21 protein-coding genes are annotated in these 20369 nt (G+C 71.2%); 13 read left to right on the top strand and 8 right to left on the bottom strand.

Annotated features, from left to right (window positions below; genetic code table 11):
- Window positions 1-41: 41 nt before the first annotated feature.
- Window positions 42-908: an NUDIX domain-containing protein gene (locus QRX50_RS44820; protein WP_434533206.1), complete on the top strand. Its 867-nt coding sequence runs from the start codon at window positions 42-44 to the stop codon at window positions 906-908.
- Here QRX50_RS44820 and QRX50_RS44815 read toward each other — a convergent pair.
- Genes QRX50_RS44815 through QRX50_RS44805 form a run of 3 tightly spaced genes read right to left on the bottom strand, consistent with a single transcriptional unit; the run spans window position 905 to window position 3346 of the window.
- Window positions 905-2041, bottom strand: a complete 1137-nt coding sequence (locus tag QRX50_RS44815) for a glutamate--cysteine ligase (protein WP_285969121.1) — start codon at window positions 2039-2041, stop codon at window positions 905-907. The two genes, QRX50_RS44820 and QRX50_RS44815, sit on opposite strands and share 4 nt — an antisense overlap.
- Before the next feature lie 10 nt (window positions 2042-2051).
- A complete protein-coding gene (locus QRX50_RS44810) occupies window positions 2052-2582 on the bottom strand; it encodes a hypothetical protein (RefSeq protein WP_285969120.1) in 531 nt (176 codons plus the stop codon).
- Complete coding sequence (locus QRX50_RS44805; RefSeq protein ID WP_285974726.1) at window positions 2582-3346, bottom strand: alpha/beta hydrolase; 765 nt, start codon at window positions 3344-3346, stop codon at window positions 2582-2584. The genes QRX50_RS44810 and QRX50_RS44805 overlap by 1 nt, the downstream gene beginning before the upstream one ends.
- 219 nt (window positions 3347-3565) lie before the next feature.
- On the opposite strand from QRX50_RS44805, the gene QRX50_RS44800 reads away from it, so the two are divergent.
- From QRX50_RS44800 to QRX50_RS44790, 3 genes are all read left to right on the top strand, one after another.
- Window positions 3566-4327 (top strand): lysophospholipid acyltransferase family protein, encoded by a 762-nt coding sequence (locus QRX50_RS44800; protein WP_285974725.1) that lies wholly within the window; start codon window positions 3566-3568, stop codon window positions 4325-4327.
- 18 nt (window positions 4328-4345) lie between these two features.
- Entirely contained in the window at window positions 4346-4834 is a 489-nt protein-coding gene (locus QRX50_RS44795; RefSeq protein WP_285969119.1) for a polyadenylate-specific 3'-exoribonuclease AS, read from the top strand.
- Window positions 4835-5561: 727 nt separating this feature from the next.
- Window positions 5562-5864 carry a S41 family peptidase gene (locus QRX50_RS44790; protein WP_285969118.1) on the top strand — a complete coding sequence of 101 codons (303 nt, stop codon included), beginning with the start codon at window positions 5562-5564 and terminating at the stop codon, window positions 5862-5864.
- Between the two features lie 2 nt (window positions 5865-5866).
- Here QRX50_RS44790 and QRX50_RS44785 read toward each other — a convergent pair whose 3' ends face one another.
- Both QRX50_RS44785 and QRX50_RS44780 read right to left on the bottom strand, forming a co-directional pair.
- Entirely contained in the window at window positions 5867-6442 is a 576-nt protein-coding gene (locus QRX50_RS44785) for a hypothetical protein (protein WP_285969117.1), read from the bottom strand.
- 77 nt (window positions 6443-6519) lie between these two features.
- On the bottom strand, window positions 6520-7611 hold the full coding sequence (locus tag QRX50_RS44780; protein WP_285969116.1) for a 3-deoxy-7-phosphoheptulonate synthase: 1092 nt from the start codon (window positions 7609-7611) through the stop codon (window positions 6520-6522).
- A 293-nt stretch (window positions 7612-7904) separates the two neighbouring features.
- Between QRX50_RS44780 and QRX50_RS44775 the strand changes: the two genes are divergently transcribed.
- Window positions 7905-8930 (top strand): 6-phosphofructokinase, encoded by a 1026-nt coding sequence (locus QRX50_RS44775; protein WP_285969115.1) that lies wholly within the window; start codon window positions 7905-7907, stop codon window positions 8928-8930.
- Window positions 8931-9071: 141 nt separating this feature from the next.
- Here QRX50_RS44775 and QRX50_RS44770 read toward each other — a convergent pair whose 3' ends face one another.
- On the bottom strand, window positions 9072-9506 hold the full coding sequence (locus tag QRX50_RS44770) for a group II truncated hemoglobin (RefSeq protein WP_285969114.1): 435 nt from the start codon (window positions 9504-9506) through the stop codon (window positions 9072-9074).
- On the bottom strand, window positions 9473-9826 hold the full coding sequence (locus QRX50_RS44765) for a putative quinol monooxygenase (RefSeq protein ID WP_285969113.1): 354 nt from the start codon (window positions 9824-9826) through the stop codon (window positions 9473-9475). Before QRX50_RS44765 ends, QRX50_RS44770 begins: the two co-directional genes overlap by 34 nt.
- A gap of 70 nt (window positions 9827-9896) precedes the next feature.
- On the opposite strand from QRX50_RS44765, the gene QRX50_RS44760 reads away from it, so the two are divergent.
- Both QRX50_RS44760 and QRX50_RS44755 read left to right on the top strand, forming a co-directional pair.
- Entirely contained in the window at window positions 9897-10301 is a 405-nt protein-coding gene (locus tag QRX50_RS44760; protein ID WP_285969112.1) for a winged helix-turn-helix transcriptional regulator, read from the top strand.
- Window positions 10302-10567: 266 nt separating this feature from the next.
- Window positions 10568-11233: a DUF2461 domain-containing protein gene (locus tag QRX50_RS44755; protein WP_285969111.1), complete on the top strand. Its 666-nt coding sequence runs from the start codon at window positions 10568-10570 to the stop codon at window positions 11231-11233.
- A 6-nt stretch (window positions 11234-11239) separates the two neighbouring features.
- Here QRX50_RS44755 and QRX50_RS44750 read toward each other — a convergent pair whose 3' ends face one another.
- Window positions 11240-12337 (bottom strand): hypothetical protein, encoded by a 1098-nt coding sequence (locus QRX50_RS44750; RefSeq protein WP_285969110.1) that lies wholly within the window; start codon window positions 12335-12337, stop codon window positions 11240-11242.
- Window positions 12338-12437: 100 nt separating this feature from the next.
- Here QRX50_RS44750 and pyk point away from each other — a divergent pair, with 100 nt between their 5' ends.
- From pyk to QRX50_RS44720, 6 genes are all read left to right on the top strand, one after another.
- Complete coding sequence (pyk, locus tag QRX50_RS44745; RefSeq protein ID WP_285969109.1) at window positions 12438-13862, top strand: pyruvate kinase; 1425 nt, start codon at window positions 12438-12440, stop codon at window positions 13860-13862.
- Between the two features lie 36 nt (window positions 13863-13898).
- Window positions 13899-14795 carry an acyl-CoA thioesterase gene (locus tag QRX50_RS44740; RefSeq protein ID WP_285969108.1) on the top strand — a complete coding sequence of 299 codons (897 nt, stop codon included), beginning with the start codon at window positions 13899-13901 and terminating at the stop codon, window positions 14793-14795.
- A gap of 487 nt (window positions 14796-15282) precedes the next feature.
- The gene (locus QRX50_RS44735) at window positions 15283-16185 is read left to right on the top strand and encodes a helix-turn-helix domain-containing protein (RefSeq protein WP_285969107.1); all 903 of its coding nucleotides are present in this window, start codon (window positions 15283-15285) and stop codon (window positions 16183-16185) included.
- A 13-nt stretch (window positions 16186-16198) separates the two neighbouring features.
- Window positions 16199-16408, top strand: coding sequence for a DUF397 domain-containing protein (locus QRX50_RS44730; RefSeq protein WP_285974724.1), 210 nt, complete (start codon window positions 16199-16201; stop codon window positions 16406-16408).
- A 172-nt stretch (window positions 16409-16580) separates the two neighbouring features.
- On the top strand, window positions 16581-16790 hold the full coding sequence (locus QRX50_RS44725) for a hypothetical protein (RefSeq protein ID WP_285969106.1): 210 nt from the start codon (window positions 16581-16583) through the stop codon (window positions 16788-16790).
- 71 nt (window positions 16791-16861) lie between these two features.
- A complete protein-coding gene (locus QRX50_RS44720) occupies window positions 16862-19879 on the top strand; it encodes a helix-turn-helix transcriptional regulator (protein ID WP_285969105.1) in 3018 nt (1005 codons plus the stop codon).
- Window positions 19880-20369: the final 490 nt, after the last annotated feature.

The following is a 20369-nucleotide window of genomic DNA, read 5'->3' as shown; positions in this document are numbered from 1 at the left end:
GGAGGCTGCGTCCGGCGGTCTTCCGGTGGAAGGCTGGCCGGGTGACGCCGATGACCGCCAACCGCTTCGTGCGGTGTTCGTGCGGTCGGCTGCACTGGGGTGCGCACGGCGCGGCCGGGCTGCTCCTGTCCGATCCCGCGCGTGGGGTCCTCCTACAGCGGCGCGCCTGGTGGGTGCACAACGGCGGCACCTGGGCTCTGCCCGGCGGCGCGCTGGAGACGGGCGAGACCGTACGCGAGGCCGCGGCCCGCGAAGCGTGGGAAGAGGCCGACGTGCCGAAGGCCGCGTTCCGGGCGCTGTCGTCGTCGGTGCTCGACCACGGGACCTGGCGCTACACCACCGTGCTCGGCGTCGCCGACAGCTCGCTCGACGCGCGCGTGGCCAACCAGGAGAGCTCCGAGCTGCGCTGGGTCGCGCCCGAAGACGTGGCCGAGCTGTCGTTGCACCGCGATTTCGCCGAGTCGTGGCCGGGGCTGCGGGAACAGCTCGGCCGCGAGCTCGTGCTGATCGTCGACGGTGCCAATGTGGTGGGCTCCCGGCCCGACGGCTGGTGGCGCGACCGCCGCGGCGCGGCCGAACGCTTGCGTGACCGGCTGGCGAAGCTGGCCGAGTGGGGGATCGCCGACTCCGTCGCGGGGATCGGCGCCGGGCCGACGTGGGAGTGGTGGCCGCGAGTGGTCCTCGTCGTCGAAGGCCAGGCGCGCGGGGTCGAGCCGGTGACCGGCGTCGAGATCGCGACGGCACCGGCCGACGGTGATTCCCACATCGTCGAGGTCGCCGCGCAAGCCCGTCCGGGCGACCACGTCGTGGTGGTCACGGCCGACCGCGAGCTGCGGTCCCGGGTCACCGCGCTGGGCGCGTCGATCATGGGCCCGGGCACCCTGCTGCGCGAGCTGGACGCCGGTTAACGCACGATCCCGTCGCGCATCTCCGCGACCAGCGAGGCGACCACGGCCTTCAGGGAACCGTTGTGCTGCTTGGCCACCGCGCGCTGACGCCGGTAGCTCGGCCCGTACTTGAGGATCGTCTCGACGTCGCGCAGCTCGGCCACGCAGCCGAGCCGCCGCGCGACGGGTTCGAGCTTCTCGAGCAGGTCGGCGAGGTCGTCGGTGACGAGCCGCTCGCGGCCGGCGGCGTCGAGGATGATGATCGCGTCCGTGCCGTAGCGGGCGGCGCGCCACTTGTTCTCCTGCACGTGCCACGGCGGCAACGTCGGGAGCCGCTCGCCGTGGTCGAGGCGCGTGCTGAAGTCCTCGACGAGGCACTGCGTCAGCGCGGCGACCGCGCCGACCTCCTCCAGCGTCGGCAGGCCGTCGCACACGCGCATCTCGATCGTGCCGAAGTGCGGCGCGGGGCGGATGTCCCAGCGGATCTCGGAGAAGTGGTCGATCACGCCGGTGGTGAACATGTCGTCGACGTAGTGCTCCAGCTCGGCCCACTCGCGGAACTGGAACGGCAGCCCGGCCGTGGGCAGCTGCTGGAACATCAGCGCGCGGTTCGACGCGTAGCCGGTGTCCTCGGCGCCCCAGTACGGCGAGGACGCGGAAAGCGCCTGCAGGTGCGGCGCGTAGTTGAGCAGCGCGTCGAGCACCGGCAGCACCTTGTCGCGGTGGTCGAGGCCGACGTGCACGTGGACGCCGTAGATCAGCATCTGCCGGCCCCACCACTGGGTGCGGTCGATGAGCTTGGCGTAGCGCGCCTTGTCGGTCACTTTCTGGCGGTACCAGTTGGAGAACGGGTGCGTGCCCGCCGAGAACAGCTCCACGCCCAGCGGGTCGGTGACCTTGTGCACGACGTCGAGCGACTCGGCCAGGTCGGCCTTCACCTCGGCGACAGTGGAGCAGACGCCGCTGATCACCTCGATGGTGTTGAGCAGCAGTTCCTGTTTGATCTTGGGGTGCTCGTCGGCGCCGTCGGGGCGCACCGCGTCGAGGATCCGTTCCGCGACCGAGGCCAGCTCGCCGCTGCGCCGGTCCACCAGGGCCAGCTCCCACTCCGCGCCGATCGTCGAACGCCGCGAAGGACTGAAGTCGATCCGCATACCCGCCCGGTCAGACCTGGGCGCCGTTGGTCGGGTCGGCGCCCGGCGGCGGGCCCTGGCGCACCCGCAGCAGCAGGAGCGCGATGGCGGTGGCGAGCGCGAGGATGCCCAGCGGCGTCGCCAGCGCGGGCCCGACGCCGATCAGGTTCGGCACGATCAGCAGCAGCAGCCCCACCACGAAGAACAGCAGCACCACGAACGCGCCCTTGCGCGGACGCGGCAGCGGCGGCGGCTCGGGCGGCACGAAGTGCTCGTCGTCCTCGGCCGGGTCGTCGCTGAACATCGTGGCGTCCCACGTGGTGCCGCCGGTGCGCCAGTTGTCGGCCTCGGGTGCCTTCTCGGGCTTGTCGGGCTTCGGGTCGGTCTTGGCGACCGGCGGCGGGGCCGGTTCGCCGCCCTGCTCGCCCGCCGCGTCGTCGGCGAGCTCCAGCGCGTCCTCTTCGAGGAACAAACCCACACCCTCGGCACGCAGGTCGGCCACGATCTCGGCGAACGTGGCGTCGACGTCCTCGGGTCCGTCCGTGCCTTTCCCCCGGGTCATCAGGCACCCACCTGTCCCGCCCGCAGCGCCCGGGCGAAGTCGACACTGCGGCTGAAGATCAGTTCCGCGTCGTTGTCCTGCGTCGCGACGTGGAAGCTGTTCTCGAGCACCACCTCGGTCACGTCCGTGCTGGCGACGCCGGCGAGCACGATCCGCGAGTTCTCGGGCTCCACCACGTGGTCGACGCGGGAGCGCAGCAGCAGCACCGGCTGCGTGACCTTGCCCAGGTCGGCGCGCACGAGCTTCCACAGGCGCGCCAGGCTCGCGGCGGCGCGCACCGGCGTACGCGGGTAGGCCAGCTCCGTGACGCCGGGTTTGGCGATGTCGTTGGCGATCGCGGGGATCGACGGGATTACGCGCGCGAGCAGCGGCAGCAGCTTCGCGTCGGCGCTCAGTCGTGTGACCGACGGGTTGACCAGCACGATCCCGGCGATCCGGTCGCCGAACTCCTCGGCGAGGCGCAGCGTGAGGGTGCCGCCCATCGACAACCCGCCGACGAACACGGTGTCGTTCCCGGCCAGCAGGGCGAGCAGCTCTTCGCGGACGGCGCCGTACCAGTCTTCCCACGTGGTCCGGTTCAGGTCCTGCCAGCGCGTGCCGTGGCCCGGCAGCAGCGGGCAGCGCACGCTGAACCCGGCCGCGGCGAGATGGTCGCCCCAGGCCCGCAGCCCGGCCGGCGTCCCGGTGAAGCCGTGGCACAGCAGGAACCCGGCCCCGGAGGAACCGGTGTGGGCGAACGGTTCCGCGCCGGCGAGCACGCCCATGACGAACGCCCTTCCGATCGAAGCGGTGTAGGTCTTCCATGCTCTCACGGTCGAGTGGTCTTGTGGGGCCCCGGCCGGTGCCCGGAACTGGCAGGTACCGCTGTGAGATCGATCGCTGCCACCCAGTAGCGGCTCGTCCCGCATTGTGCGCACACCGCCGCGTTTCGTAGGCTTGACCACTGGGAACTCTGGTTGAGCCTCGGGAAGGACTGGCGCGCGGTGCTGTACTGGCTCATGAAGTTCGTCTTCATCGGACCACTGCTCAGGTTGCTGTGGCCGACGAAGGTCGTCGGCGCCGAGAACATCCCCGAGAACGGCGGCGCGATCCTCGCCGGCAACCACCTGGCGGTCGCCGACTCGTTTTTCATGCCGATCCGCGTGAAGCGCAAGGTCACGTTCCCGGCGAAGTCGGAGTACTTCACCGAGCCGGGTCTGAAGGGCCTGCTCAAGAAGTGCTTCTTCACCGGCGTCGGCCAGTTCCCCATCGACCGCTCCAGCGGCAACGCGGCGCAGGCCGCCCTCGACACCGCCATTCGGCTCGTGAAGCAGGGCCACCTGCTCGGCATCTACCCCGAGGGCACGCGCTCGCCCGACGGCCGCCTGTACAAGGGCAAGACCGGCGTCGCCCGCATCGCGCTGGAGTCGAAGGGCGTGGTCGTGCCCGTCGCCATGGTCGGCACGGACAAGGTCAACCCGATCGGCTCCAAGATGTGGTGGCCGCGCCGCCTCGAGATCCGCTTCGGCGCCCCGCTCGACTTCTCCCGCTACGACGGCCTGGCCGGCGACCGCTTCATCGAGCGCTCGATCACCGACGAGATCATGTACGCCCTGATGGAGCTCTCGGGCCAGGAGTACGTGGACATCTACGCGGCGAAGGCCAAGGAACTGCTCGCCGCCGAGGCCTCCGGCGCCAAGCCGAAGGTGCCTGCACAGCCGTCGGGCCGCGACGCCGACCGGGTGCCGGACAGCAAGGTCGGCTAGGCCCACTAGAGTTCACCGGTGCGTTTTTTCTACGACACCGAGTTCATCGAGGACGGCGTGACGATCGACCTGGTTTCGATCGGTGTCGTTGACGAGCGCGGCCGCGAGTTCTACGCCGTGTCGACCGACTTCGACCCAGCCAAGGCGGGCCCGTGGGTGCGCGACAACGTGCTGCCCAAGCTGCCCTCGCCGGCGGACCGCTCGTGGCGCAGCCGCGAGAAGATCCGGGAGGACCTGCTGGAGTTCTTCGGCAAGCCCCCGGGCGGCATCGAGCTGTGGGCCTGGTTCGCCGCCTACGACCACGTCGCGCTCGCCCAGCTGTGGGGCCCCATGCCCGCGCTGCCGCGCCAGCTACCCCGCTTCACGCGCGACCTGCGCCAACGCTGGGAAGACGCGGGGAAGCCGAAGCTCCCGTTGGCCCCCACCGACCAGCACGACGCGCTTGCGGACGCGAAGCACAACCTGCAACGGTGGGAAGTGATCGAGCCGGCGTTCCGGCGCCGTTGAGCTTTTCCTGGGGGCTCGTCAATGCGTCGGGTACTTGCTGGCTTCGTCGTGCGCCGTGTGCTGTCGTGGTTCGCGGCGGTAGCTCTGGTGCCCGGCCTGGTCACGGCCGCGGCGGCCCCTCGGCCGGAGTCGCCATGAACTACCTGATCAACCCCCTCGGCCTGCTTCCGTAAGTCGGCCGCCCGTCCGGCACCGCCGATCGGTGCTCGCGCGGACCTCACGGCTTTGTGGTTGTGCGCCCTGGCGGCCATCCCCACTCGATCGGGCTGTGGACAACTACCCGCCATGGCAGGCTGTTGTCCGGTTTTGTCGGTGGTGGCCGATAGAATGGGCTTGGGGACGCCCCCCTCGGGAGGGCGGGGGCATGTTGTCCCGCCGGGCGAGGTGGCAAAGCTGCACCGGCGAACTGCGAATGGCGAAGGCCCCGCGGGCTCGACCGGGCATCCCGGGCCTTCAGCAGACAGGATGGGAACCGCGGCTCGTCCTCGAACTTGCCTTCCTCCGGGGCGCGGCTTGATCTTCGTGAGGAATCGGCCGGCGTCGGCGGTGACCTGGTTCCCCTGCTCACTGTCGCCGCGCCGCTGCTGGGCGAGGGCGCGCGGGATCGTTCGAGGGGCCGGACGGTTCGACCACCTGGACCCTGCACGCCGGTCGCATCACGATCGGCACGGCGCCGGTAGCCGAATCCAACCCGCTGCGCCTGGCCAACCCCCGGCCCCCGGTCGCCGTGCTCACCTCGGCCCGCACCGGAAGCTCGGGCGAGGCGACACTCATCGCGTTCCGTGGTCTCGCCCGCGCGCGAACCTTCGGCCAGGCGACTGCCGGTTTGGCCACCGGCAACGAGGTCTACCACCTCAGCGACGGCGCCGAACTGCTGATCACGACCGTGCGCGAAGTCGACCGCACCGGCCGCGTCTACGGCAACACCCCGATCGAACCCGACCACCCACTGCCCGCGACCGCGACCACCGACGAGGTGATCGCGGCCGCATCAGCGTGGCTGCACACCCAGTCCGGCTGTACCCGCTGAGCTCAGGTCTCGATCACCCGCACTCCGGTGAGCTTGCGGAGCACCTCGGCGATGTCGGCGGGCGAAACGTCGATGCTGTGGGTGAAGACGAGCAGCGGGCTGCCGTAGCGCTTCCGCGCCAGGTGGGCGTTGCGCGCCGAGAGTTGCCGGCCCGGCCGGGCGTAAGGGTCGTACACGGAAACGGCGGGCACGCCACCCTCCTCCCCGGGAACGAAGGCGATTACGCGTGCGAGCCCGCGCGGGGAGGGGAAGGCGGAGAGGAATCCCACCCAGCGCGGTCGGTACGGGCCGATCCGGATCTCTGCCAGTGCGGACCAGGCGACCGGCTCGAAGCCCCGCACTTCGACCCCGGCCGCGCTGCAGCGCACTTGCCAGGGCGCCCGGGCTGCTCGCCAGGCCGCGGTCGCGGTCAGCGCCAACGCCACGAGGAACACGGCCGGGGCGGAAACCCGCCACCAGCCGTCAAGAACCCCGGTCAGCGCCAACGCCAGCTCGAACCCGAAGAACACCGCGAAGAACGCGGTGCCGAACATCAGCCTCTTGGCCGTCGGCACGAGCAGCAGTTCCTCGTCCCCCATGCGGAGTTCATACCCCGAAATACGCGCGATTCATATGGCCGGGCGCCCTGGAAGTGGACGCCCGGCCCCCGAACGACTCAGCGCCGCGTCCGCACCGCGCCAGCCAGCGTGTCCAGCAGATCCGCCGTCGTGTCCCAGTCCAGGCACGCGTCGGTGATCGACTGGCCGTAGGTGAGCTCGGAGGCGTGGCCCAGCACCAGTTTCTGGGTGCCCGCAACCAGGTTGCTCTCCATCATCAGCCCGACGATCCCGCGCTCACCCGCGGCGATCCGCGAGGCCAGCTCCAGCACCACCTCACGCGAACGGACGTGGTCCTTGTTGCTGTTGCCATGGCTCGCGTCGATGATCACGCGTTCCGACAGGCCCGCCTTGGCGAGGCGGCCGAGGGTCTCGGTGACCGAAGCGGCGTCGTAGTTGGGGCCCTGCGAGCTGCCGCGCAGGATCACGTGGCAGTCGGGGTTGCCGGAGGTGGTCAGGAGGGCCGCGAGGCCGTCGACGTTGATGCCCGGGAACACGTGCGACGCGGCGGCCGCGCGCGTGGCGTCGACCGCCACCTGGATGTCGCCCTCCACCGAGTTCTTGATGCCCACCGGCATCGACAGCGCGCTGCACATCTGGCGGTGCACCTGGCTCGCGGCCGTGCGCGCGCCGATGGAGCCCCACGTGACGATGTCGGCGATGAACTGCGGCGTGATCGGGTCCAGGAACTCACAACCCACCGGAAGGCCGAGCGCCGACACGTCGAGCAGCAGCTTGCGGGCCAGGCGCAGACCCTTGTTCACAGCGAAGGTGCCGTCGAGGTCGGGGTCGTTGATCAGGCCCTTCCAGCCCAGCGTGGTGCGCGGCTTCTCGAAGTACACGCGCATCACGATGTGCAGGTCGCCGCGCAGTTCTTCGGCCTTGGCGGCCAGCTTGTGGGCGTACTCGATCGCGGCTTCGGGGTCGTGGACCGAGCACGGGCCCACGACCACGGCGAGGCGGTCGTCGCGGCCGTCGAGGATGTCGACGGTCTCGGTGCGGCCGGCGTGCACGATCTTCGCCACGGCAGCGTCCACGGGATGGTCTTCGCGCAGTAAGGCGGGCGAGATCAGCGGGCTGATCGACGTGGTGCGCTGGTTGTCGAGGGTGCTCGCGTCGGCGGGCCCGGCGGTCAGCTGCGGGGTGGTCACGGCGGGTGGTTCCTTCCTGGTGGACACCGACCCGCGGGAACTCGCCGAGCCGGTTTTCGAATCCGGCTCGGGGTGGGGGCTCAGCGCAGGTTCACGCCGCCGCGCCCACCCGGGGCCGGCTTCGTAAACCAGAAATAGCGCTGCACGCCGATGAAGTTAGCACACGCGGCCGCCGCCGGGGCGCGAGGACCGATTCGCCAGGTGGTACGCCCTGCACCGATCCAGACGATTGCCGCTACTCTGGCGGCGAAATGTGACTGCGATCTCCACATGAGAACAGACGGAGGCAAGAGATGCGTGTCGGTGTGCTGACGGGTGGCGGTGACTGCCCGGGCCTGAACGCGGTGATCCGCGCGGTGGTCCGCAAGGGCATCGAGGTGCACGGCTGGGAGTTCACCGGCTTCCGCAACGGGTGGCAGGGACCGCTCACGGGCGAGAGCAAGCCGCTCGGCCTGCGCGACGTCGAGGACATCCTCACGCGCGGCGGCACGATCCTGCGCTCGTCGCGGACCAACCCGTACATGGTCGAGGGCGGCGTCGAGAAGATCAAGGCCGTGCTCGCCGAGCAGGAGATCGACGCGCTGATCGCGATCGGCGGCGAGGACACCCTCGGTGTCGCGAAGCGCCTCACCGACGACGGCGTCGGCGTCGTCGGCGTGCCCAAGACGATCGACAACGACCTGAGCGCCACCGACTACACGTTCGGCTTCGACACCGCCGTCTCCATCGCAACCGAGGCGATCGACCGGCTGCACACCACGGCCGAGTCGCACCACCGCGCGCTGGTCGTGGAGGTCATGGGCCGCCACGCCGGCTGGATCGCCCTGCACTCCGGCCTGGCCGGCGGCGCGAGCGTGATCCTGGTGCCGGAGCGCCACTTCTCCGTGGACCAGGTCGTGGAGTGGGTCGAGCGCCGCTTCGAGAACGAGTACGCGCCGATCATCGTCGTCGCCGAAGGCGCGCTGCCCGAAGGCGGCGAGGAGAAGCTGGTGGCCGGGGACAAGGACGCCTTCGGGCACGTCCGCCTCGGCGGCATCGGCACCTGGCTGGCCGACGAGATCGCGCACCGAACCGGCAAGGAGTCGCGCGCGGTCGTCCTCGGCCACGTGCAGCGCGGCGGCACCCCGACCGCCTACGACCGCGTGCTCGCCACCCGCTTCGGCCTGCACGCCGTGGACGCGGTGGCCGACGGCGACTTCGGCGTGATGGTGGCGCTCAAGGGCACCGACATCGTGCGCGTGAAGCTGTCGGAGGCGACGGCCGAACTGAAGACGGTGCCGCTGGAGCGTTACGAAGAGGCCGAAGTCTTCTTCGGCTGAGTCTCTTCCGCCGCGGTCTTTCCCGGGCCGGGTGTGGGCCTGTCCCACCCGGCGTCCGGGCGCGCGGATTCCCGGCGTCGCGTACCAAACACGGCGGTCCTTTGTGGACCAATCACGCCACTGCCGGACGTGACACGGTGTCTAAGACCCCTGCCACGGTGGCATCGTCCAGTCCCAGTGCGGCACCGGCTCGTCCGTGGCCGGTTCGGCACCGGGCGCGGAGAACAGCACGGCCAGCCGGCTGCCCCACTCCAGGTACCCGGCGAACGCGGCGCGGAACTCCGGGTCGGCGGGCAGGCCGGTCTCGTCGGCGGCGTCGAGCAGCAGCGACACCCAGCGGCGACGCTGCTCCTCGGTGATCCCGCGGCCGAGGTGCCGGCCGATCATGTGCGGGTGCCCGCCGTGGTGGACGGTGTAGTCCGCCGGGCCGCCGAGGACCTCGCCGAGCCAGACCGCGACGTGCTCGGCGTGGCGGGCGTCCATGCCGCGGAACACGGGTTCCAGCAGCGGGTCTTCGGGCACGTGGCGGTAGAAGACCTCGGTCAGGCGCCGGAGCGCGGGGCGCCGCCGGCCCATTCGTACAGCGTGGGCGGCCGGGGGCCGGTGACGGCGGTCGGCTCGTAGTGGCGCATTTCGTCGAGGTCGCCGACGTAGTCGCGGATCGCCGCGAAGAACGGCGGGAAGTGCGGGCCGCGGCGGAAGCCTTCGAGATGCGCCTCGGCCGAGGTCCAGCGGATCGCGAGCACGTAACGCGTGGGGTCTTCGACGCAGCGGCTCAGGTCGTAGCCGACGCACTCGGGCGCCTTCGCGAGCGAGAGGGCAGCCTCGGCGTAGGCGGTTTCGAACGCCGCCGCGCGCTCGGGTGGGATGGTGTAGCGCAGGTATTCCACAATCATGGGGTCAGCAGAGCGCACCCGGCGCCGGCGGGCAACCACGTACTTTCCGGTGCGTAGCGAGGAGGCCGTGATGGCGGGCAGGCAGTACTGGTGCCCGGTGGAGCTCACCGTCGACGTCGTCGGCGGCCGGTGGAAGCCGGTGATCCTCGCGCACCTCAAGGAGGGCGTGCACCGCTACGGCGAGCTGCGCCGCCGCATGCCGGCCATCAGCGAGAAGATGCTCACCCAGCAGCTCCGCGAGCTGACCACCGACGGCCTCGTCCACCGCCAAGCCCTCGACGGCCGCGTTCCCCACGTCGAATACCGCCTCACCCCGGACGGTGAAGCCCTCGGCCCGGCGCTCACCGCCCTCACACCTGGGGCGAACGCCGAGCGGCGGCAGCGGGGATCACGTTCGAGACGCCGGCCTGACGCTTCCGGTGTGCCGCGCCGCGAGTGCCGCGGGGCGTACGCGGGCCCCGCAGCCGTGTCGTGACCAGGCCGTCTTCGCTCCGCGCGTGATCGACATCGAGCAACGAATTGTCCGGTTGATTCCATGGACTAGACCATTGACCTAATGGTCTAGTCCACTTACGGTGTGAGAGTCCCACTGTCCCCGTTCGGTCACCTGTGCGGCCGGCGGCGCAGGGGCGCGCCGGCCGCACCGGGTCCCCGGGCGAACCGACCCCGCCGGAGCTGCTCCGGCGGGGTCTCCCGCGTCCGGCGGAGAAACTGTCGGTGGCGCGGATTATCGTGCTCGGCGTGAAGTTCACTGGATTCGGTGAGTACGCCGTCGATTTCTACGACGGGCTCGAGGCCGACAACTCCAAGTCCTACTGGGACGAACACGTCGCGACCTACAAGTCCGACGTGCGCGAGCCGATGGAGGCCCTGCTCAAGGAGCTGGAGCCGGAGTTCGGCGAGGGTTTCGGCGAGGGCAAGGTGTTCCGGCCCTACCGCGACGTGCGCTTCGCGAAGGACAAGACCCCGTACAAGACGCACTGCGGCGGCGTCATCGAGTCGGGCCGCGGCGGCGGCGCCTACTACGTCGAGCTGAGCCCCGCGGGCCTGCGCGTGGGCGGCGGCTGCTTCCACCTCGCGTCCGACCAGATCGCGCGGTTCCGCACGGCCGTCGACACCGAGCTCCACGGCCCCGTGCTGGAACAGATCCTGGCCAAGCTCAAGCGCGCCGGGTTCGACATCCACGGCGACCGCCTCAAATCCCGTCCCCGCGGCTTCGCCGAGGACCACCCGCGCCTCGACCTGCTGCGCTACCGCTCCGTGTACGCCGCCCGCTCCTGGGAACCCGCCGACTTCCTCCACGAACGCGAGGCCTTCGACCGCGTCCGCAAGTCCTGGCGCCAGCTGCGCGCCTTCAACGAATGGGCGCGCGACCACGTCGGGCCGAGTGAACAGCCGCGCCGTTAGAGCCGGTCAGCGGGGGAGCGGGTACCGCCAGACCCGGCTCGCCGAACCTGTTGTCGTGGCGAGCAGCAGGTCCGGGCCGTCCGCGAGCAACGCCAGCGACGCGGCCGGCTCGGGCAGCGGCAGTTCCGCGAAGTCCTCGCAGTGCCGGCCGACGCGCCACAAGCGGGGCCGCCCGGCGACCTTCACCGCGACGTCGAGGTGGCCGGACTCGTCCAGGGTCAGCCCGGTCACCTCCAGCAGCTGCGCCGCGGGGATCACCGGCCCGCCCGCGGCCGTCGTCCACGAAGGACCCGAGTGCCAGCACGCGAGCCGCTGTTCGGTGGTCACCCCGACGGCGTCGCAGGCCGAGCCGGAGCACGTCACGCGCCACGCCGAGGCCGAGTCGGCGGGGGACGGCAGGGAAACCCGCGTCCACGCCGAACCGTCCGCCGACGTCCACGCCATCGGCCGCACCGAAAGGCCCGACCGGGCGTCGCCGACGGCCACGTAGTCCTGCCCGTCAAAAGCCGCAGCCAAGACGCGAGTCTGCTCGCTTGCGGTGCTGAGCAGCGCCGGATCCTCCCGCAAAGCCCACGAAGCGCCGTCCGCCGAGGTCCAGACCGCCGCGCCGACGCCGCCGGACCGGTGGTCCCACTGGCCCGTCAGCACGAACTCCGCCGGCCCGGCCGCGGACCCGGACGTGGTCACCGCCCGCTCTCCGCCGAGCAGCTCCACCGGCTGTGCGTGCTCGGTCAGCCCGTCCGTCACCGACCCCGTCCAGATCGTCGGGCGCGGATTGGCGTGCGCGCCGCCGTATGCGGAGCCCAGTGCGAGCAGCCGGGCACCCGAAGCGGCGGGCAGTGTCAGCTCCGCCTGTCGGCCGTAACCCGTCGCCGGGAAAAGCGGCACCGCGGTGCCGTTCAACCACGCCGCCGGAGCCCGTCCGGAGGGCCCCGGCACCGAGCCGGTCATGACGATTCCCGATGAAGTTCGGACGAATCCCAGTACGCGCGTACCGGAAACCGGCAGGTCAACGGGCCGCCACGGGGGCTTCACCGGCGCGGAACACGCCCCGACCAGGGCGAACGCCGCGATCACGAACGCGAGCCGCCGAACCGCCATCATGCTTACGGAGGTTAGTCATCTGAATGGTTTCTGAACACTTCCTCCGAACTTTCGGTATCGGTACAGACGTGCGGGGGATGAGCGACTACTCTCATCGAACGTGAGCCGACGCGCGAAGATCGTTTGTACGCTGGGTCCCGCCACCTCCACTCCGGAGAAGATGCGGGCACTCGTCGACGCCGGAATGGACGTCGCGAGGATGAACTTCAGCCACGGAAGCCACAGCGACCACAAGCAGGTCTACGACCTGGTCCGGGCTGCTGCGGCCGAGAGTGGCCGGGCGGTGGGCATCCTCGCCGACCTGCAGGGCCCGAAGATCCGCCTGGGCACCTTCGCCAGCGGCTCGGCCGAGTGGCACACGGGCGACGTGGTCCGGATCACCGTCGAGGACGTGGTGGGCACGCACGACCGCGTCTCGACCACCTACAAGGGCCTCGCGAGGGACGCCAAGCCGGGCGACCGCCTCCTGGTGGACGACGGCAAGGTCGGCCTCGTGGTCAAGAGCGTCGAGGGCCAGGACGTGGTCTGCGAGGTCACCGAAGGCGGCCCCGTCAGCAACAACAAGGGCGTCTCGCTCCCGGGCATGGACGTCTCCGTGCCGGCGCTGAGCGAGAAGGACATCGAGGACCTCGAGTTCGCGCTGCACCTGGGCGTCGACTTCATCGCACTGTCGTTCGTGCGCTCGCCGGCCGACATCGACCTGGTGCACCAGGTCATGGACCGCGTCGGCAAGGGCCGGTTGCCGGTCGTCGCGAAGATCGAGAAGCCCGAGGCCGTTTACAACCTCGAAGCCATCGTGCTGGCCTTCGACGCGGTGATGGTCGCCCGCGGCGACCTCGGCGTCGAGCTGCCGCTGGAGCAGGTGCCGCTGGTCCAGAAGCGCGCCATCCAGATCTGCCGCGAGAACGCGAAGCCGGTCATCGTCGCGACGCAGATGCTCGAGTCGATGATCAACAACTCCCGCCCGACGCGCGCCGAGGCCTCCGACGTCGCCAACGCGGTGCTCGACGGCACCGACGCCGTGATGCTCTCGGGCGAGACCAGCGTCGGGCGCTACCCGATCGAGACGGTTCAGACGATGGGCCGCATCGTCGAGGCGGTCGAGACCGACTCGCCGGTCGTCCCGCCGCTCACGCACGTCCCGCGCACCAAGCGCGGCGTGATCTCTTACGCCGCCCGCGACATCGGCGAGCGGCTCAACGCCAAGGCGCTGGTCGCGTTCACCCAGTCCGGTGACACCGTGCGCCGCCTGGCCCGCCTGCACACGCGCCTGCCGCTGATGGCGTTCACGCCGGAGGACTGCGTGCGCAGCCAGCTGTCGATGACGTGGGGCACGGTGACCACGATCGTGCCGCGGGTCGACTCCACGGACCAGATGATCCACCAGGTCGACCAGGCGATGCTCGAAATGGGCAAGTACCAGCGCGGCGACCTCGTGGTGATCGTGGCCGGCTCCCCGCCCGGGACCGTCGGCTCCACGAACCTGATCCACGTGCACCGCCTCGGTGAAGACGACCACGCATAAGGGACGAGGTTCATGCCGACCGAATAGGGTTCGGGCATGACCGATATCGCCAGGACCGCCGCCGCCGGGCTCGACGAGGCCGCCGGCGGCGGTCAGGCGGTGCTCGACCGGCTCGTCGACCTCCTCGACCTGGAGAAGGTGGAGGAGGACTTCTACCGCGGGGTCTCGCCCGCGCACTCCCCGGTCCGCGTGTTCGGTGGCCAGGTCGCCGGGCAGGCCCTGGTGGCGGCCGGGCGCACCGTGCCCGAAGACCGGCGCGTGCACTCGCTGCACGCCTACTTCATCCGCGGCGGCGACCCGAGTGTGCCGATCCTCTACGAGGTCGACCGCATTCGCGACGGCCGCTCGTTCACCACTCGCCGCGTCACCGCCATTCAGCACGGCAAGGCGATCTTCGCGTTGTCCGCCTCGTTCCAGAAGGACGAGCAGGGGTTGGACCACGGCGAGCCGATGCCCGACGTGCCCGCCCCCGACACGCTGCCGACGTTCGGTGAGCGCACTGCCGGCTTCGGCCTGCGCTTCACCGAGCGTCCGCGCCCGATCGACGTGCGTTACGTCGGTGAACCGCCGTGGATCACGCGCGCCACGGGCGAGCGCCCGGAGAGCAACCGCGTCTGGATGCGCGCCGACGGCACGCTGCCCGCCGACCAGCTGCTGCACGTCTGCGTGCTCACCTACGCCTCCGACATGACCCTGCTCGACTCGATCCTCGCGCGCCACGGCGTGTACTGGGACGTCGACAAGGTCCTCGGTGCGAGCCTGGACCACGCGCTGTGGTTCCACCGGCCCTTCCGCGCCGACGAGTGGTTCCTCTACGACAGCACCTCGCCGAGCGCCTCGGGCGCGCGCGGCCTGGCCACGGGCCGATTCTTCGCGCAGAACGGCACGCACATCGCCACGGTCGTCCAGGAGGGACTACTGCGCGTCCTGTGAGGACGGTCGCGGTTCTACTGAGAGTGTGTCGCTGAGTGGGGTGTGCGGAATCAACCACACTTCCGGGTGGCGATAAAAACGAAATGCGTAGCCGGGTAATCGCCGGAGTGCGCCTGTGATGGTCTGACAACAACTGGCAACCGAAGGTGAAGATGCCCGGGACCGGTCGGGGGCGGCCCCGGACACCTTCCGCCGGAAACGCCCGCGCACTCGGTGTCTGTTTCCGGCTGGTCGTCGTCTACGCTGCTCAGGAACCCGGAACGATCACCGTCGCCGACCCCTTCGGCGCGGCGTCACCGGTTCCGGTTCACACGGCTGTCAGAGTACAAGCGCAATCTGCAAATTGCAGGGCGGAGCCCCGTCGCGGAGGCGGGAATTCCGAAGTGTTAATACCCCACTGACTAGTCGGACGGCTGGTTAGATATGCGGTGCGGGCAGCGTTGGCCGACGGTGCCCGCATCGCGTAAGACGATCCGGAGGTGCTGTCGTGGCGAGAGGCCAGGGACCCACCGTTCGCCGCCGGAGGCTCGCGAGCGAGCTGAGGCGGCTCCGGGAAGCCGCCGACCTCACCATCGACGAGGTGGGCGAGAAGCTCGAGTGCTCCGCCTCGAAGGTGAGCCGCATCGAGACCGGGCATGTCGGCGTAACCCCGCGCGACGCCCGGGACATGCTGGCGCTCTACGGGATCACCGGCGACGAGCAGGAGGCGCTCGTCCAGCTGGCCCGCGAGGCGCGCAAGCGCGGCTGGTGGCACGCGTACAACGAGGTGTTCACCGGCACGTTCGTGGGCCTGGAGGCCGACGCGACTTCGCTGCGCGCGTTCCAGGCGCTGCTCGTGCCGGGCCTGCTGCAGACCGAGCGCTACGCCCACGCCGTGATCAGGGCGCTGCGGCCCGACGCCGAGGACGCCGAGATCCGGCGTCGCGTGGCCGCGCGTATGGCGCGCCAGGAGTTGCTGAGCGACACGCCGCCGCCGGAGTACTGGGCGGTGGTCGACGAAGCGGTGCTGCACCGCGTGGTCGACAGCCCCGAGGTGATGGCCGAGCAGCTCTACCGCATGGCCTCGGTCGCCGAGAAGCCCAACGTGACCATCCAGGTGGTCCCCTTCGGAGCCGGCGCGCACCCCGGCATGGAAGGCCCGTTCCTCATCATGGGGTTCCCCGAGCAGGCCGACCCCGACGTCGTGTACGTGGACGACAGCACATCGAGCGGCCTGTACCTCGAACAACCCGAAGACGTCCGGCGCTACGCGCTGATGTTCGACCACCTGCGCGCTGCCGCACTGAAACCGGACGACTCGGTCGACTTGATCACCGAGGCGGCCGGCCGGTTCGCCGAACGGTCAACCGCGCCGGCTGCAGTGCACCACCTGGAACCGAGGACACAGTGAGGAAGTGGGGAACATGATGCCGGACGCGGATCTTTCCCGGGCCACCTGGCGCAAGAGCAGCCACAGCGGCGGCGGCAACGACTGCGTCGAGATCGCGTTCGTCGGCGGCGACGCCGCGGTGCGTGACTCGAAGGACCCCGAAGGGGGTGCTTTCCGCCTCCCCGCTTCGGGTTGGCGGGGGCTGCTGGCGGCGGTGCGCGCCGGCGACCCGGCCCGCGACTGACGTTCCACCCGGCGACCCCTTACCCCGCCGACCTGCTCCTCGCCGGTCGATGCCTCGGGTAAGGGGTCGTTTGGCGTCCAGGACGGGGTGATCGCCCGATGCCGCGGACCCCGCCTCAGGACGACTGTGAGTGTCACGGAAGAAGGCACTCGCAGAGGATGGGGAAGAAGCGATGAGTTACCAGCTCCTGGACGCGATGAGCGCCGAGGTGGCCTACCGCGAGGAGCAGCTGCGGAAGGCCGGGCGCGACGCGCGGATGACCAAGCAGAGCCGCGTCGTGCGGTGGCTGCGGGCCCACCGGGTGACCAGCGTGACCGTGCCGGCGCAGGAACGCCGCACGGCCGCCCAGGTGGCCACCCGCGCCGATCACCTGGCGCGGTGAACGACCTGTTCGCCGAGGGTGTCACGCCCTCGGCGAAAAGCATGGCGGAACTGTCGGTGGGGTAGGACAGAATGCTCCTCGTGCCCCGCTTAGGCTCCGGAATCCCGCTGGTCGCCCGCACTCACGAGATGCGGCGGCTTCGCGCTGCCTTCGCCCGGGCGGAGCGGCGCGAGGCCGGCGCCGTGCTGATCGCGGGCGACGCGGGTGTCGGCAAGACCCGGCTGCTCACCGCGCTCGGTGAGTACGTCACGTCGAACGGCGCGCTGGTGCTCACCGGCCGCTGTATCGACGTGCGTGACGGCGGTTTGCCGTACCTGCCGTTCGCCGAGGCGCTGGCGCCGCTGGGCTCGTCGGGGGATCCGGTGGTCGCCGCCGCGGTGCGGTCGCGGCCGGCGCTCGCGCGGCTGCTGCCGCAGAGCGGGGAGCCCGAGCCGATGGGCCCGGGGGAACACGGCCAGGTGTCGGCCAGCGAGCGCGAGGTCATGCGCCGGCCGCGACCGGAACAGGACCTGGGTCAGCTCCAGCTGTTCGATGCAGTACTGGGGGTGCTGACCGAGGTCGCCGAGTCGCGGCCGGTGGTGATCCTGCTCGAGGACCTGCACTGGGCCGACTCTTCGACGCGCAACCTGCTGTCCTTCCTGGCCAGCAGGTTGCGCGCGCAGCGGCTGCTGGTCGTGGGCAGCTACCGCGAGGAGGACGTGCACCGGCGCCACCCGCTGCGGGGGCTGCTGTCGGAGCTGGTGCGCCTGGCCACGGTGGAGCAGGTCGCGCTGGCGCCGTTCGGGCCCACCGACGCGCGGGCGTTCGTGGAGGCGCTGGCCGACGAGCCGCTGCCGGCCGACGTGGTGGCCGACATCGTCGCGCGTTCGGAGGGCAACCCGTTCTTCGTGGAAGAGCTGCTGGCCACCGACGCCGACTGCCGGGACCTGCCCGCCGGCCTGGCCGAGGTGCTGCTCGCCCGGCTCGAACGGTTCCCGGCGGAGACGCGGCGCGTGCTGCGGGTGATCTCCGTGGCCAACGAGCCGGTGTCGCACGCCGCGCTCGCGGAGGTCGCGGGCATCGGCGAGCTGGAGCTCGACGAGGCGCTGCGCGAAGCCGTGCAACACCACGTGCTCGTGATCGAGGACGGCTCTTACGTGTTCCGTCACGCGTTGTTGCAGGAAGCGGTGTACGCGGATCTGCTGCCGGGGGAGCGCAACCGCACGCACGCGGCGTACGCGGCCCGCATCCGCGCGATCCCGCAGGGGCGCGGGCACGACGCCAAGCTGGCGTTCCACAGTCTTGAAAGTCGCGACTTCGTCACCGCTCTGCCCGCGCTGCTGAGCGCGATGACTGAGGCGGAGAAGCTGGGCGCGCCGGGGGCGGCCCTGCGCCACGCCGAACAGGCACTGTCCATCTGGGACGCGGTGCCCGTCGCGGACCGGCCCGAAGGCGTCGACGAGCTGAAGCTGCTACACGAGGCTTCGTATTTCGCGGGCACTTCGGGGGAGCCGGAGCGCGCGGCGGCCTACGCGCGTTCGGCGACGGAGCTGCTGGGGCCCGACGCCCCGACGCTGCGGTCCGCCAAGGTCTGGCGCCGGCTGGCCGAGGCGCTGCTGGCGCTGGAGGGCACGCTCGACGAGGCGACGCTGGCCGTCGACCGGGCGTGGGAGCTGGTGGCCGACAGCGAACCGAGCGCGACACGGGCGTGGGTGCTCGCCACGCGCGCAGGGTTCCTGCGGCTGCTCGACCAGCCGGGCGAGGCGCTGGACAACGCGCTCACATCGGTGTCCGACGCGCGGGCCGTGGGCGCGGTCGGGGCCGAGGCGTCGGGGCTCATCACGCTGGGCACGCTGGCCGACTCGGCGGGCGACGCCGCGCTGGCGCGGGAACGGCTGCGCCAGGGCATCCGCAAGGCGCGCGACGCCGAGGCCCTCAACGTCGAGCTGCGCGGGCTGTACTTCCTCGCCCTGAGCTACGACGACCAGGCCGAGATGGCCGAAGCCCTCACCCACGTGGCCAACGGTGTGGCGCGCGCGGAGGAGTCGGGGCTCACGTGGAGCTCGTTCGGCCTCGAGCTGCGCGCGCGGCAGCTCTACCTGCGCTACCTCAGCGGCGACTGGCCCGCGGAAGACGCCGCCGGGCGCGCGGGGCGCGGCGTGTCGAGCGCGGTCGCCGCCCGGATCCTCGCCAACTGGGTGCTGTTCCTCGTGGCGCGCGGCCGGTTCGACGACGCCGCGCGCCTCCTGCCCGGGCTCCGCCAGCGGTGGGCCGCCGACATCCAGATCGCCCTCTCGGCGGGCGACGCCGCCATCGAGCTCGCGACCTGGCGCGGCGATCACACCGAAGCCGTGCGCGTCACCGAGGAACTGGTGGCGTGGCTGGAAAAGATCGAGCCCTGGCTGCTGGGCGGCATCCGGATCGTCGCGCTGGGCCTGACCTCGGTCGCCGCCCTCGCCGCCGACGCCCGCCTGCACGGCGACCAGCGCGCTGCCGAAAATTTGGTGTCCGTCGGCCGCCGCCTGCTGGAACACGGCCGGCGCACCGCCGTCGAGGGCAGCCCGCGCTCCGGCACCCTCGGCCCGGAAGGCCACGCCTGGCTCGCCCGCCTGGAAGCCGCCGCCTCCGGCCTCGAAGGCCCCGCCGACGCGGCGCTGTGGTCTGCCGCCGCCTCGGCTTTCGACTACGGCGCGGTCTACGAGCAGGCCATGTGCCGCTACTTCGAAGCCCAGGCCCTGCTCGCCCACGGCCTGCCCGCCGGCGACGCCCTGACGTCCGCCCACACCGTCGCCTCCGCCCTCGGCGCGCTGCCCCTGCGCGACGCCGTACGCGACCTGGCCCACCGCGCCCGCACCGACCTCCCCGGCGTCACCCCGGCCGCCGCCCCCGCCGGCCGCAACCCCCTCACCGACCGCGAACGCGACGTCCTCGAACGCGTCGCCCTCGGCCGCACCAACCGCCAGGTGGGCGACGAGCTCTACATCAGCGAGAAGACGGTCTCCGTCCACCTCTCCCGCGTCATGGCCAAGCTGGGCGCCAGCCGCCGCGCCGAAGCCGTCGCCATCGCCTACGACCGCGGCCTGCTCACGACTCCGGCCGCGAAGGACTGACCCGCCGCGCCGGGGGTTTGGCCGGTTGCGGGTGCGGTTGTTTGTTGTCTGCTCCCCGTGGGAGGGAGTGGGCGCTGGTTGTCGCCTTCGCGTGCCGGCTCGCGGCGCCGGGCTGTCGCGACTGTCGGCTCCTGCGGCGCAGGTTTGACACTGATTGCGGTTGGGGCTTTATGCCGGTTTGCAGCGCGGTTGTCCGTTACCGGCTCCCCTGCGCAGGGGAGTGCGGGCCGGCTGTCGCGTTCGCGGGCCGAGCCGCGGCGTCGGCGCTGTCGCGACCGCCAGCCCCTGCCGGCTCCTGTGGCGAAGGATCGGCCCGCGCCGCCCGACCGCGGTTTGCCGGTTTGCGATGTGGATGTTTGTTGTCTGCTCCCCGTGAGAGGGAGTGGGCGCCGGTTGTCGCCGTCGCGCGCCGAACCGCCGCGCCGGGCTTGTCCCGGCTGCCGGCCCCTGCCGGCCCCTGCCGGCTCCTGCCGCGCAGGGCTGCCCTCGG

The organism is Amycolatopsis sp. 2-15 (assembly GCF_030285625.1).
GTDB lineage: Bacteria > Actinomycetota > Actinomycetes > Mycobacteriales > Pseudonocardiaceae > Amycolatopsis > Amycolatopsis carbonis.
The sequence above is the reverse complement of the archived record's forward strand: the minus strand, read 5'-3'. Positions and strand labels throughout refer to the sequence as shown.